Origin of the sequence: Brevibacillus laterosporus DSM 25 (assembly GCF_002706795.1) — a bacterium.
In the GTDB taxonomy this organism is placed as follows: Bacteria; Bacillota; Bacilli; order Brevibacillales; family Brevibacillaceae; genus Brevibacillus_B; species Brevibacillus_B laterosporus.
Genome location: NZ_CP017705.1, coordinates 1,127,669 through 1,142,576 on the forward strand (window position 1 = coordinate 1,127,669; position 14,908 = coordinate 1,142,576).

8 protein-coding genes are annotated in these 14,908 nt (G+C 45.0%); all 8 read right to left on the bottom strand.

The window, feature by feature from the left end; genetic code table 11:
* Positions 1-11 precede the first annotated feature (11 nt).
* The 8 genes from BrL25_RS05390 to BrL25_RS05425 all read right to left on the bottom strand — a co-directional run bounded on the left by BrL25_RS05390 (position 12) and on the right by BrL25_RS05425 (position 14,903).
* Positions 12-5,606: a hypothetical protein gene (locus tag BrL25_RS05390; RefSeq protein WP_018671638.1), complete on the bottom strand. Its 5,595-nt coding sequence runs from the start codon at positions 5,604-5,606 to the stop codon at positions 12-14.
* A gap of 96 nt (positions 5,607-5,702) precedes the next feature.
* Complete coding sequence (locus BrL25_RS05395; protein WP_018671637.1) at positions 5,703-6,848, bottom strand: hypothetical protein; 1,146 nt, start codon at positions 6,846-6,848, stop codon at positions 5,703-5,705.
* A gap of 16 nt (positions 6,849-6,864) precedes the next feature.
* A complete protein-coding gene (locus BrL25_RS05400) occupies positions 6,865-8,817 on the bottom strand; it encodes a hypothetical protein (protein WP_018671636.1) in 1,953 nt (650 codons plus the stop codon).
* Positions 8,818-8,830: 13 nt separating this feature from the next.
* Positions 8,831-9,241 (bottom strand): DUF8551 domain-containing protein, encoded by a 411-nt coding sequence (locus tag BrL25_RS05405; RefSeq protein ID WP_018671635.1) that lies wholly within the window; start codon positions 9,239-9,241, stop codon positions 8,831-8,833.
* Positions 9,242-9,259: 18 nt separating this feature from the next.
* Positions 9,260-9,676, bottom strand: a complete 417-nt coding sequence (locus BrL25_RS05410) for a hypothetical protein (protein WP_018671634.1) — start codon at positions 9,674-9,676, stop codon at positions 9,260-9,262.
* On the bottom strand, positions 9,676-12,711 hold the full coding sequence (locus BrL25_RS05415; protein WP_157775846.1) for a M23 family metallopeptidase: 3,036 nt from the start codon (positions 12,709-12,711) through the stop codon (positions 9,676-9,678). Before BrL25_RS05415 ends, BrL25_RS05410 begins: the two co-directional genes overlap by 1 nt.
* Positions 12,712-12,805: 94 nt before the next feature.
* A complete protein-coding gene (locus BrL25_RS05420) occupies positions 12,806-14,203 on the bottom strand; it encodes a hypothetical protein (RefSeq protein ID WP_018671632.1) in 1,398 nt (465 codons plus the stop codon).
* Positions 14,204-14,252: 49 nt separating this feature from the next.
* The gene (locus BrL25_RS05425) at positions 14,253-14,903 is read right to left on the bottom strand and encodes an S-layer homology domain-containing protein (RefSeq protein ID WP_018671631.1); all 651 of its coding nucleotides are present in this window, start codon (positions 14,901-14,903) and stop codon (positions 14,253-14,255) included.
* Positions 14,904-14,908: the final 5 nt, after the last annotated feature.

Below are 14,908 nucleotides of genomic sequence, written 5' to 3' on the forward strand. Positions count from 1 at the left end.
AGAGCACCGAGTTAATCGGTGCCCGTCAAATCGTATTGAAGTTTTGAATCAGTATAGATTTGGATTCTACCATCCATGACCGACACCGATAGCTTGTACCACTTGTCTTTCTCCCACTTAAATGGTTGCATGGGGGAACCAATTGGAGTAGGGTTGCCACCGACCACCTTGTATAACTGCATAGGAACTCTCATACCAAGGCTATTGTCGGGGTCTCCTCCGTGTACCATGAACATCCAGTAGTTGTTCTGATCGTAGTACTTAAAGATGATTCCCGCACCCTCCCCTTCATTCTCTGTATCTACCTTGAAGTCGATAGAAAACTTGTATTTATCGGATAGGAAGTTGTTTCTATACCAACCACTAACCATAGGTGTGTCACTCTTAGAATAGAACTTGCCTATTAATCTATCACGTTCCCACGAACCGCTACCAAACTCCATCCAGTCATCAGTCTGAGATAGTTCCAACGCATCCATGTCCTTAGAGTAAGGGTAGTATACGTTGAACGGGTCATCAGGGTCATAGTCTTCGGGAACTCCGAACCCCCCCTCCCAGTCTTCAGGGTTCATTCCTTGATCGAGCAAGTCGTTGGAGTAGTCATAGATCAACCCTTGCCCCATTGTATCCATCATAGGTAGATACCCTTCAGCAGGCTGATCGCGGAAAGCTAAGTGCTCATCAGTTTGCAAGAAGCTGTCTCGCGGCTCCATCTTCGCTTCATGGTAGATCTCCATTAGATGCGCTGTTCTCTCGGGCAGGAAAGCAAAGAGTTGTTCCAGATACTCAGCCCGTGCTTCAGGACGTTCTGCAAAGATAAACCCCGTAATTACATGAGCACAACGCTCCTCAAAAGATGCTACCAAGGATTCAGGGTCTACTATCTCTGACAACCTAGCATTAGCTGTTCCGACTGGAAGCGATCTTTCAACGTAAGATTCTCTATCCTCTTTATGAGCCAACGAGTAGTCATTCTCAGCGTAACCAACTCTGCTCAGATGAGTAGCAAGTGAGTATTCATCACTTGTGTACCCTGCATCTGTCAACTTCTTACCGATTATCTCTCCGTCACCCACAACGAATCCTCTATCAGGAATCTTTCTTCCGTATGTTAGCTCATCATCCACGTAGCCTATTCGTTGTATTGAGATACCATAAAAATCCCCCTCTACATCTCCGTACCTCTCCTTGACAACATTACCTTCAATTTCATGCAGTTGAGCACTTCGATCTGATTTACTTGCGAATATAATGTCTTCGTCAAGCCTTGCATTCCTTAACTTAACTACATTCGACTCCCCTTCGTGCATAAGACCTTCTCGAATTTCCGTGCCACCCGTAAGATCACCCTCGATATAAGCACCCCTCATACCTTTATAAGAGCATATGTTCTCGATTAACTGAAAGTACCTAAGACCTTTGCCACCAAATAACATCCCTTCATCAATTGAACCATTTCTGAGCTTTAATACATCATCAATAGTTTCATGAAGGTGGGAATCCCTAACATCCTTTCTAGCAAACAACTCATCCTGGATGTCTGCTTCTCTGCATTCCTTGCTTACAACGAGTGAGAAGGGTAATTCTGCATCCCTGACACCTTTAAACGCGGCAAGAGTATTATGAAGGAACGTATCTCTAACGCCTTTATACGCAAATAAATTCTCCTCTTCGATAGTTCCGTACTTAACTGGGGTGCCACCAAGTGGCAACGAAGAGTCAAGGTAACCATATTGTGGTTTATCTGCAACAAGGTTTTCCTCAAGCTCCCCTTGCTTCTCTTTACTACTTTCTTCGCTCTCATGAAGGCATGAGTCTTTAGGGTTCTTGGTAGCAAACAAGGTTTCATATAGGTAGGAATCTTTAACTCTCTTATCGCCCACTAAGGTGTCCTCAATCGTGACCGATTCTTTCAACCCTTTTACCGCGAAGATGGTCTTATCTCCGAAGTTAAAGGAGTTTTTTGGAAGCTTATTACCAAACAAGTACTCGGAAATGGTCTCTGCTACCTTCTCACCTTTGATGCCCTCCAATAACAACTTGGTAACCGTATCCTTAGCACCTTTCACCCCGAACAGCCCTTCGTTGTTTTCTACCTCATGGAGGTGGGCACCTTTGGACAACTTAGTGGCTACTGTTTCTTTGACGATGATGGAGGGATGAACTAATTTATCTGCTACAACTTCAATTTGAATTTCAGAGTCCTTAGAGCTTTTATCAGCGTACACTTCGCATGCATCTAGGAATGACAGCCTTTGCCCAGGGACAGCGAATAGGGTGTCGTCACTTACGGTTCCGTGCCGATCTCCCCTGACTGCTTCATTCATACTATCTTCAATGAATGATTGCTGAGCTTTACTGGTACCTATGGTGTACTCATCGTTGATGTGTAATTGTCTTAGGTTAGCTGATCCAAGAGTGTACTCATCACTCGTAGAACCAACCCTATCCCGAGCTGTTCCGATAGAATATTCATCCCTAAGAAACGTCTGTCTAAGTTGAAGTATTGCAAGAGGATGCTCGATGTCAATAATACTTTGTTGTGGTTTTAATGCTCCGATGGAGTAATCCTCGTTAATGTACAGCTCCCTGTTCTTCGCCGTACCTATAGAATACTTATCACTAAGGTGCATCTGACGAGATAATGACTTACCTAAGATGTAATCTTCGCTCAGATACATATTGCGCATGTTAGGTGTTCCTAGATTGTACTCCTCATGAAGGATTCCTGTGCGATCGCGATCACGGGGTATACTACCCATTACAAACTCAATATGAAGTTCCCCTTCACGACTTTCATTAGAACCCATAGCATACTCATCTGATGTGTACCCGCCGCGTTCGTACTTACTACCCATAGCGTATTCTTCTGATGTAATCCCGCCGCGCTCACCCTTACTTCCCATATACTCAGGGTCATCAGGGAAAAGTCCTCTGTCAGTGGGTAGATGTCCTTGATAATCTTCAATCTGAATGATTGCTGGTCGTGAACTATAATCTGCACCGTAAATGACCTCAGTAATCTCTCCGTGCAAAGTCTCTTTTGTCTTAGTTCCCTCGAAGTATTCGTTTACTAGGTAGGACTCCTTTACGCCCTTTTCAGCTACGGTAAGACTCTCGTCAATGTCACCGTCTAGGGTTGTCTTAGAAGCTTGCAGTTGGTCATCGGCATAGTCGCCATTCAAGGACTCCTTTACACCCTCTAAGTTCAGCGTAATAATACCTGATTTCGTACTGTCCTTAGAGCCTGTTAGGATACCACTATCTATCAGAGCATCAATACGCTTCTTCACCCCGCCAAGAAAGTCATTATCCAAGTATGCAGGTGCCCCAGCATTTTGCACAGCTTCGATCATCATTTCCATGATAACAGCAGGGTTATCCTGAAGCAGTTCACCCACGATCATATCCTCATCGAGGTATCCTTGGTACTCTTTATTGCCAAGCCATCCGCCGCCCTCTAACTGATCTAGTAAAGGGTCACGTATTGTCGTAGGTCTTCCGATCTCCCTAATTGATCGAAGGATAGTCTCTAAATTCATTCGCTTAGGTGCCCTGACAAACTCTAAAGGCTTATTAGCTAAGTGCATGTCCTTCTGAACATGGTTCTTATCATAGGTGTTCGTAGTATGCAGAATCGTAGGTCGTACTGTTTCCTTATCAGCAAGGTAATCCTCCAGTAACCACAAGCCATGCTCAAACTCCCTGTCTGCGGAAGGCATCTCTGCTGTTTCAAGGTCGAAGGCACTTGTTCTTTCAGCACCACTATCTACCTTAGGCAGAAGCAGACTCCTAGGCTCTGTCCTACCCTCATAGAACTCTTCCTCAATATAGGCTTCAACCTTACTTACACGCTCCCCAAGAGCATACTTACTGAGTACGTCTATGGCTTCGGTAAGCACTCTCTTAGCCAGTGGTTTCTCCTGACTTACACATCCCGCAAACTTACTGACCCTTCTGGACTCCTGCAAGTCTCTGAAAACAAATCCATATTCAGTGCTATCTCGGTACGCTTGCTGAGCTTCCTCTCTATCAACTACCCCTCGTACCACCGCTATTCGATGAGCGGTTGGTCTATCCCGCTCAACGTACATACTCTCAACGAAGATTCGCTGTGCAGGTGTAAGAGTATCAATCAGTTGCATCTGCTCAGTAATGTCCCGCACCGCCCATGGCAATGTTCGCTCTACATGCACTAGAGTATCAATATCTCTGTGGGCAAGAATGATTCCCGACTCTGTTACAGTAGGGTTCTTGTCAATAATTCTATGGGCATGAATAGGGTGCCATAAAATATCACTGGGACGGAGTATAGACTCGTAACGGTGCTCTACACGAACACCGCCGACAAGCTTATTGTGCCTATGGATTTGATCTTTGGTGTTCTCCCGAACCGCCCGCATTTCTTTAATCAGAAGCGCTGGGTATCTCCTTTCCTTCAGCTTTGCTAGGACATTATGATGGGTTGTAAGCTCATGGGCGATAACACGGCGGGCTAACTCTCCATCAGAAATGAGCATCTTCTCCTCGAAATCTCTTAACGCTTGAACGACATCCCCTGTCGCTGATCCACCAAAGGTATCTTTCCTTGCCGCCACACTCAACTTCTTTAAGACTTCCAATCTTGCGCCATTATCTATCCGCGTACCTATAGAAAATGAATGTTCGACAATGCCATGGTTGTCAGTGACTATGATCCCTGTAATAGTTGCTTTTTGGACTGTCGCGTGTTTATCGCTGACACGGATACCTAGAAGGTCTTGGTACAGTAGCTCAACATCATGCCGTGTGACACGTTCAGCCTTGATGGTCTCGCTTCTTTCGGTGTCCCTCAGGTAGTTCACAACAGCTTCTAATAGTGGGGCGTTTTCAGAGGAATGACCAACAAGGCGCTCAACCTCGGCGTAAACCCCTGCCAAGTCCAAGTCGGGTTGATTGTCCCTTACCGAGTCCACGAGTTGACTAATCACCAATTCGTATTCACTATCATCTATCTCAGCACTATCTGCGTAGTCAGCGACCATTCCGAACTCATTTTCTCTGAAGCTGATCTTACTAGGGTCAATTTTTCCGAGATTCTGAACTAACCTGCGGGTAAGTCCTAGATTACGAACGATCTTCAGTTCCTTGTCGTTGTCCACCCGCCAACTTTCTCCCATGTCAGCATCAAGTGATGCGTCCTTCAGGAAGTTGGGTCTATGGGCTTTAGGTTGCTCATTTAATTCAAGAGCTTCAATCAGTGCCGTTCTCTCGGCTTCAAACGAAAACTCCATTATCTTACCTATATTATTGAAAGTAGAACCTTCTGATTTCTCGTGCATTACCCCCGTTTTTGACTGCTTCCCATCACCTAGCAGGATGAACCCTTCCTCGGATTCCGTGTCCTTACGAATGGCTTCGACAAGATCGTGGTTCATACCCTGGGAGATAGATCGAGCAATATGGAAATCAAGCATAAGGACACTAGGATAGCGACTGTAAGGAATGTAAATAAACCGATATTCTTCGCTCCTGCTACCTGTAGTCCCAACGGTGAATAGGTAACCGTGCTGAGTGGTCGTGTAATCTATTACAGTAAAATCATACTGGTTTACTACTCGGTTCACGTCACCGCCCCCTTGTATTAAAAAAGGGAACTCCTGAGAGGAGTCTCAGAAAGTTCCCTCACTGAATCTATACGATTCAGCTATCATACAGTTTAACTAAGCAACTGGGTAACGGACTTCCTTCAGAATTGCTACACCCATTCGTTGGTTAGCAGAAAGGTTCATGAAGGTTTGCTCTGTATCCGTATCGAAGTATCGGTACACTTCTTGGCTCCAAGCCTTTCCCTCTACGTCAATGATAAGCTCATCCAGATGTAGAATGTTGTGCTTAGCAACCGCAATACAGTTATCAAACTGACCACGGTAACCCTCGTAAGGATGGACAACGTAGATTGGTGACAAGTGGTATTTAGAAGTCCATTTGGATGCTTGGAAACCTTGTGGTTCTAGTTCCAGACCAGTGTCTTTCAAAACAGGGTCAAGGTACGCTTTACCTTTAGGTGGAGCCTGCGTTATGAAGGATGGGTAGTGACGTTGGAACTCAATACCCGACTTCGTTTTAAGCATTTGCAAGGTGTTGTTACCTGCTGATGTGTACTGACCAAAATAGTACGTTTTATCGGTAGCAATCTTGGTGATGTCAGGCTCCGCGATTACAGCTCCCGCAGTCAACATTACGTTACCATCCACATCATTCAGGTTGTATTTGAACGGCTTCAAGGCACCAACATACAGGAATGATTTCTTGTAGTCCAAAAAGTTAACCGCAGGGTCGGCAACAAGCACCATAGCCAGTCGGTTGTTCATAACGTTGATGTACATATACACTGGCTTCTCTTTGTTGCGGTCAGTAGGAGTGTAATCCTCAACCGACCATTGGTATAGTACTGGGTGACCTGTTAGCTTAAATGTAGGTCGTGTGGTCAATGGAAGCTCTACAGGCTCCTTACCTTCCAGCCCTTCAAGCAACTGAACTGTCAAGGTACTATGTTCATCGTAAGCAGGTTTAGATGAAGGTGACGTTACACGCGGAACAAGTGCATGGTTGATGAAGCTTACATAGAACTTCTTGGTAATCGGAGCGGCTTGTGTACCAATCGTAATTACCCCTTGAAGAATAAGTTCTTTTACACGGTCATTTTCGTCTTTCTCCTCATAGAACACTTCCCACAGGTTTTGCACTTGAGCTTCCTTTGCTGTAGTCTCGAACGGATAACTATCAAACCCAGTAACCTCGTTTCTAATATGTGTCAGTACGTCCTGGGAAGTGGTAATTGTCTCAACGTATTTGAAGTTTGCCATCGAGTTGAAGTCCCCCTTATTTTATCTCTTTCAAGAACGCAATTGTAATTACGTCAGGTGATGGTGAGTGCTTGAACAGGTTCAATGGACTCTTGATACTGAAGAACTTGTACACTTCAGTCCAGGTACCTAACGCAGGATTTTCATTGTCTTTATGAATCTCAGTGTCAACGATAAGCTCGTCACGGTTAATTAAGTTATGGTCGTGGATTGCAACAACTCCGTCCATGTAGCCACGATAACCCTCAGCTTGATGGACTAAGTAGATCGGACTTGCATGGTACTTGTCCGTCCACACCGACTTTTGAAAACCGTCCTTGTCAACAATTAGTTTAGACAGACCTGGTGGAAGTGTACCTACCGATGGATAATTAGGGAGATGCGTAATGAATGCAGGATAGTATCGTTGGAATAATACGTTACTTCGCGTCCTCAACATCGACATCGAATCCATCCCATTTGAAGTATACTCTCCATACTTCGCGTACAGCTCAGGATTGAGGTCAGTAAGTACGTCTTCCTTTGTGAAACCTGTCATGTCTGTTAACAAGTCGCCCATACCCACTGTAACACCGAAGTTACCTGCATGGTCGTACTCGTTGAATGAAACGATCTTACCAATGTACCCGAAGCTACGGTAGTACCCGTGAATGTTTGGCGAAGGGTCTCCTTCAAGAACTAAGACCACTCGATCATTATTCACGGACATTGTATACGCCACCAAGTAGTCAGGTCTTCTCTTCTTGTTAGGCAACCATGATGTTGTTGAATCCCTACCATGGAAGAAGTGAGCCGCAGGGCTTACGATCTCCGTTTTACCGTCATAGTCAAGTCTCCATTTAATAGATGGCGGAGTGAACGGTTGAACAGCTTCTGGGTCATTCCATGTCAGGTACATATGGTGAGCCTTTAACTGGTCGATAACTTTTGGTGCCACCCCAATCTTGATGGTGTCAGGGTCACAAATGCCATCATAGGTCTTTGCCCCTTCGCCTTGAGCCAACTTTCCCTCAAAACCTTCTCCGTAGTATACGTTGATGTAGTTCCAGTCATCGGGTTGCTCAAACATTACGAAATAATCTCGAACAGGGATTCCAGTCGGAACGGTTGGAGTACCTTTAATAACTGCTCGCGCGGGTACATGATGCAACGGGTCTGCTACATAGAATCGCTCATTAAACTTGTATAACTGCTTGGTAGGTTCGTAGAAGCTGTCAACAAAAGCTCCCCAATTCCAACCAGGAGAATTATCATATTTTTGAACTGGTCTACTGAAGTTGTACTGGAACTTACCTCTAGGCGCTAACTTAATAGCGTATGCCCAGTCAGTCGGCATCTCCGTGACAATCTCAAATTGATTCCACTCAGACGTAGGCACTGTTGTCCCGTCCAACTTCTTGATAACCTGACGAACTAAATAGGCTCGGTATCCCTCAGGAACGGAAACGTCTGGAACAACAGTAACTAAGCACCCTGGCACGTCTACATACTTGGTCTCGTTTGTCAGACTGTCTATGTAGGAGAACTGCACTACCTGAATCTTCCTTCCTGTCTGATAGTTCCCACAATGTCTTCCAATATCCGATGAATTAGGCTCAGACCTATCTTCGACTGCTTCATCCCAGTAAGACTGCCTTACTTCCCAAAGGTTACCTTCCTTATCAACAGCAAAATCTCCCTTACTGTTCTTTGCTTCAGTCCAGTCTGGGATCTTGTACACCTCATAGAGGTTACCATCAGTATGTTTATACATACCTTGTATGTCCTTGTGGTAATCCTTCTTATAAGTAACCCACTTTGACCCTTCAGACTGGTAAACTCCCTCCCACCTATTAGCATCAGTGCCTCCCTCGATTCTAGGGACTTTAGCCCCTACAATCTCGTCAGCCAAGCTAAAGATGAGGTTCTGTGCTTCAGTTTCCCCATCAATAAAGGCACCTACATTGTTTAGAGGTTTCTGTAATACCACCCTGTCACCCTCCTTATCTCAAGAATTTAATGTTGTACCATACCGACTTTGCCTGACCACTCGTGTTTACGAAGTCAAATTTGATTGGAGTTCCCGCCTCAATAGGGTAAACGATACCAAAGCTGTTACCCATCGAGACTGACTCAGGAAGCTCTTTAGTAAAAATAGTCTGACACACCTTTTCTTTTCCAATAGTTAATTCCCAGTAATCCCCTACACAGTACTGACTTGCCGCGAAAGCGATAGACAAGAACTCTGTATCGTATGGAAGGCTAAATGTGTCAGATTTAGTGGTCTTAGCGGCAGGTATGTCCAACATCTGACCCCTAATGAAAGGGATAGTTTTCTTGCTGAAGTGTGGATATGGCAACTCGCGCACTTTGTCGATAACTCCGCCCGCGACATATACAATATTAAATGCCACCTAACCACCCCCTAATTTCTATATACGATTCACACTTGTCCCAGTTAAGCGTCCTTCATCATCATAGTTTAGACTGATGTGGTAAGTGACTACCGACTCGCCATTTGGATTAAAAGCCCGCTGTGTGACTTGCGTCAAGCGGAAGTGCTTATAATAAGAATAATCAGGGTGGGAGTATCCAACGCCCGCTGGAAATCCTAAACCATCCTCCGAGCCAAACTTCATCCAAACTGAAATCTTCCACGCAGATTCGTAGAGCATGTCAGCTCCCGTTACTCGGTCAACATCCATCGGGTGTTCCCTAAATAAAGTAACGGAAGGCACCCCTTCAAGAGGGTCGCCTTCCATATTGTTGATGTTGGTATACTTACGAATTTCCCTATGGATGAGGTCAAGGACAGGAAAGACTATGTTATCATTAACTATACCCGCCATTAGACTATTGCTCCTTTCTGAGACCACATGAGGTCAATAACTTGAATCATTCCACTATCAATAGAGAAGCTAGTTCTGATTCCCTTAATAGTGTAGACGGAACGTGTTGTGGTGGTTTTATCCGAGATGAGCACGTTGTCCAACAATTCCAGAGCAGGGTTAGCAGGGATGGAAACTTGAAGAGTTCGGCACAATCGCTTCATATCGAAGAATGCCTTTTCTGCAACAGCCTTCTTTGCTTCAATAGTCTTAGCCCATGCCACAGGAGCGACCATCGTTCTGATCTCCCCCTTCAACTCAAGCAGAATCTCCTTATCAATGAAGTTTCCGTGGTTTCCGTCCGAGTCGATGACTGCTACGTGACTTCTTCCCCGAGACCAGTCAAGGGATTTATTGATAGAGATTAGGTTCTCATGCTCTGTGAACTCTGCAACAACTGGCTTATTGTAGTTAATTCGCTCAAACCTGTAGGTTCCGTACCTGTCGCAATAGCTCCTATAAGCGAGATCACCTATGACTTCAGAGAGGGCTTCAGCTACCTTTGTAGAATACTTTTCAAACGTCCTTCCATATTCCTCTACAAAAGGATTCTTCCATCCGTTAGGTGTAAGGATAGTGCTTGCAACCTTGACTTCAAACTCTCCTTCTTGACCAGGGACAGGGACAATAACCCTACCAGTCTTCTGATTTACTTCGATAAGGTATGTCTCGTCAATTACATAGTCAGGGTAGGCTAAGTCTTCGCTTGTTGCCCGCCACCCGACCATACCTGCATGTTTTACAAGATCAAGGATGACCGTAGACTTTACCCATGCAGGTTTCTCTAAGTCCATAGGTTGTTTAGCGGCAGGTGGTGCAGAAGGAGTCGAAGCAGTTCTCTCCCAGTTGCTTGGGTTAGCTAGCATCTCCTGATAATAAGTCCAAACTCTATTAACCCAGTTATCTCGGTCTCCTGACCAAACCATCGGAGCAATGTCGCCGCCACCATGGAAGTACAACACATCTGCCTTAGTTGCTACCTTCTTACCACGGGATGCTAATGCTTTCGACATACGCTCGGCTCCGCGCTTCATCTGCTCTTGTACACCTTTATATTGAGGATGGCAGTATCCATCTCTAACACACCCGTATCCCAAGACGAAGCTACCATTAGCTTCTGTACCCATGCCCGCCGTACCAAGGGCTGTCTCATGCTTACAGATAGCAAGTAGAAACTTGTGATCGGGAACTCCGTAAGCCGCCGCTTGAGTCTGAGCCGCTAAGATGATCTCGTTCAGACGACCTCCACCTCCTGATGGAGGAACAGGGTCGGGAACATTGTCTACATGCCCTACGTCAGGGTAAGCCTTCTTCTCGCTAATTACTTTCTCGATTATTTTCTTGTACATGTCTCTAGCAGAGATGTCCAATATTGAACCCTCACCTGTCATATCCACCTTATCAATGAGTCCAGTGAATACCCTCATTAGGTGCAGTCCGTAACCCATGTAAATTCTGATTGGTGTGTTCTCGCTAAGCACCCCGATATGGAAACCGTTGACGAAGTACGACCACGGTGAGGTGATTCCGACCATCTCTGGAAAGTAAGCAGGGTTGTAATCAGGGGAGAAATAACCTCTTGGATTTGAGATTGAAATTCTCGCTTCCATTGCTTCTGCTTCGTACTGATTGTCAACTTCAACATTAATGATATTCGGAAGAACTTGGGTATCCATGTATACGAACGAACCAACTTGTAAGTAGTCCACTTGAGTTATTTCGTTATTAATGAAAGTATTATATTCCAATTCATGCCAGTACCCTTTTGAAGGGTCGAGACCTTCTTCCGATTTATCGTTTGTCGGAGGTGCGGGAAGCAACTCTTGAATACGGATGTAGTCAATCGCTAACTTCTTAGGCTCAGGGAACCCTTTATAGAACTCCTGCATTTTCCCCCCATAAACGACTTTAATCTTTATGATCTTGGAATTAGCAGGTACTACAATGTTCTTCAGCTCTGTTAGCTTTGAGAGGTCGTAGGCACCAGTGAATTCGGTGACATTTGCGAAAGCCTTGCCATCAATAAGGACTGTAAACGAATCCCCGTCCGTTGAACTCGTGAAGTTCGTACCTAGCCCAATACTAAGAAGTCCTTCAGTAGGCATACTCATCTTTGAGACATCAATCTCGAACTCAACAGTAGTGGAACTTTGTCCAAAGGTGTATACCAGTTTTCCACCTGAATCAAATAGAGTCCAACCTGTTTGAATCGAACCAACTTGATGGAAGTTAAATCCTAGCCTATACACTCCATTCTCGTACCAGTTTCTCTTATCGAAGTTCTCGCTTAGCTTTACCTCTCCTGGAAACCCTGTTACAAAACCCTCGTCCACTACGTTTCCAGTTGACACAGTATCACCGTACATCTTTCTCTGTCCCGTAAGGTATGCTTTCGGATTAACCGCCTTCCCTCCCTCACCTGTTTTGGAGTCCTGGTTTACGCCATCCCAGATTTCAAAGTGAAGGTGACGACCTTTACCCTCAGCACGTTCAGCTTCAGATACTTTGTGCCCGTTAGTATAAACATTTCCCGTATTCCCTAACTTACCAATCATCTGACCTTGGGTAACAATTTCATCCAAGGAGCAATTGATCTCACTAAGGTGCATGTATTTTGTCATAACACCGCCCGCATGTTTAATGGTTACAGAGTACCCTGCACCTTCTGTTCTATTACGAGTAATATTTACTACCTTACCTTCCCACGCCGCTAAGATTGGTTTCCCCATATCGTCCCATAGGTCAATACCTCTGTGACTCTTGCCGCCATCACGGCTCGCTCCGAACTCATCTGTAATCGTGATGGTGTCTATTGTTTTACCTTGTACTGGGAAGCAGATGTCTTGCCCGTTCGCAGAAGTAGACCCATCGTAAACCCCGTCAGTGGACTCAGTAATCCAAACCTTCTTAACCTGCGTAACCTGTTTAGGGTCGTTAATAATGTTCCTGAACTCCTCAGTACGACCTGGGATGAAGGCAAGCCTGTCCACCTCCACCCTTACATTAGGGAGAGACCTCTCCCCTAGTTTCAAGCGTTGAGATAGGACTTTTAAAACCTCCTCTGAAATTGGAATCATACTGCTCTCCCCCTTATTTAAATCTCTCGATAGTCCACTTTATAAATCTGTTAAGGAACGTAACAGCTTCCGCACGGGTCATTGCGGAGTCTCCTAAGAACCACGTTTCGGGTGTTTGAATTCCACCAACAGGTCTTCCCATGTTGGTAACCACTGCCGCTCCACTTAGGGTCTTCTTAATAGGTATACCCTCGATGAGGTGGTCTCCATTTGAGAAGGTCTCATCCTCCATCTCCGATACGGACACCTTCCACCAAACATTAGCGGCTTGATCTACCCTCTCATTCTTATTTTGATAGTAGAACGCTGAAGGTCTTCCGATGTCCTCAAACCGTTCGCTCTCACCCTTAACGTATTCCACATACACCTTATCCCCATCTAATAATGGGGAGTTAAATACGATAGTGTGGTTATCAATCTCCTTGTAGTGCTTGTCAACCTCACGCTTCGACCCATTTAGCTTAACTATCAGGTTCTTCGCCCCCGCAGGGTAGTTTCCGTTGATACGGATTACACGCTGACCTTGGTACGCTATTACCGTCTGCTTAACTCCATTGGTAGGTGCGTCTATATCAGTGAAGCGAGAATAGAAAATCTTCCTTAGTTTGTTGATGAGATGGAAGGCTTCTCCTCTTGTAATGACCGCATTAGGAAAGAATCGGTTATTATATGAAGGGTTGGTTGATACCGCCTTTACATTCTGACTCATCAACTTGTAAGCACCATTCTCTACAATCCAGTAATTGAACTTGCAAGTAACCCCGTTCAGGTTAAATGGTAGAAATAATGAACCTCCTGGGCTTACACAGTAAACATCCGTTCGGTACCCGATTGCTTTAGTTGCAATTTCAGTTACCTTTGATACATCACCCATTGTGTTTGCCCAAACCTCTTTTGGAATACTTAGTCTCTTTAGAGGTTGCCCTCCAGCATAAAGATACTCTTGGTGGCTTCGGCTGTAAGGGTCGTAGAAATACAGGTCGTTTTTAGGAATTACTGTTCTTGGAAGATCGCCTAACCAACTCTTGGGCGGTCGTTTCCAATCAGGGTCTAGTAGTGGTGCTCCGTAGCTACAGAAAGCCACGATCTGCCCATCCTTGCATCCCACAAACAACTCAACATCTGTTTTACCTGATGTGTTAGTCTTTGCGATCTTGTATATGGTCTGAACACCGTCAATAAAGACATACAAAGGATTACCGTCTGTAGGCTCGATCTTGACAGAAAGTTTAAAGACTTTCTGATCTTTGACAGCTTTGATCTCCTCAAAAAGGAATGGCTTACCCTCGGCGAACTGATTGTAATTAATACCTGCTACAAGCGGTTCCCCGTCTTCGAGATATAGGTTAGTGGCTTCCATAATGTCGTTGTAGAACCAGTCACCTTCGTTAACATCTACCCACTTTCGCAATGAAAACACCTCCTCACTTTAGGATAGACAGAAAAAGGAGTAGGTCGCCCTACTCCCTGATGATTCGCTCTAGTAATCTCTTTGTTCTCATAAGGAACGTTACGAACTCAGCTCTCGTGATATAATCCTCTGGTCTGAAGTATAGAATAGGTGTACCATCAAGCTCAGTGACTACGATAAGTCCAAGGTTTGCCATCTCATCCACAGCCCCCTTCGCCCAGTGAGGTTTACCTTCTGTTGTCTGTAAATCCTGGTACTGCATGACGCTCTTGGCATCATACCCATCCTTCTTAATCAGGGTCATTGTAAGTTCTACCTTGTAACCCTTTTGATCTATGTTAGGGTCTCTTTGATGATAGAACACAGGGTCAATCTTAATTGATTCAACCACCCCGTGATATATGTTCCCCTTCTCATCGTAGTACTTATGAGTCCAACCTACGAACATAGCGTAGTCATGGTATGCTTCCTTGTCCTTAAATAACATGTTCAGGATGGCTTTATAAGATGAGACCCCCATCTGATGGAAGTGTGATGGAGCATTTATTATCTTAATTTCCTTAACCTGCGGTTGTGGGGATGGGGAGGAGTAAGGCTCGATGATACGAGCCTTTACCTCCACGAATCCCGCCCCAGTGTCAACGAACAGTTTACGCTTGTACTTATCATTGGGTGAACCAAACGGGTCACGTTGGGACATATTCT

Excerpts from the sequence above, each read along its gene's own strand:
- BrL25_RS05395 (WP_018671637.1), bottom strand. The coding sequence starts at position 6,848 with ATGGCAAACTTCAAATACGTTGAGACAATTACCACTTCCCAGGACGTA.
- BrL25_RS05410 (WP_018671634.1), bottom strand. The coding sequence starts at position 9,676 with ATGGCGGGTATAGTTAATGATAACATAGTCTTTCCTGTCCTTGACCTC.
- BrL25_RS05425 (WP_018671631.1), bottom strand. The coding sequence starts at position 14,903 with ATGTCCCAACGTGACCCGTTTGGTTCACCCAATGATAAGTACAAGCGT.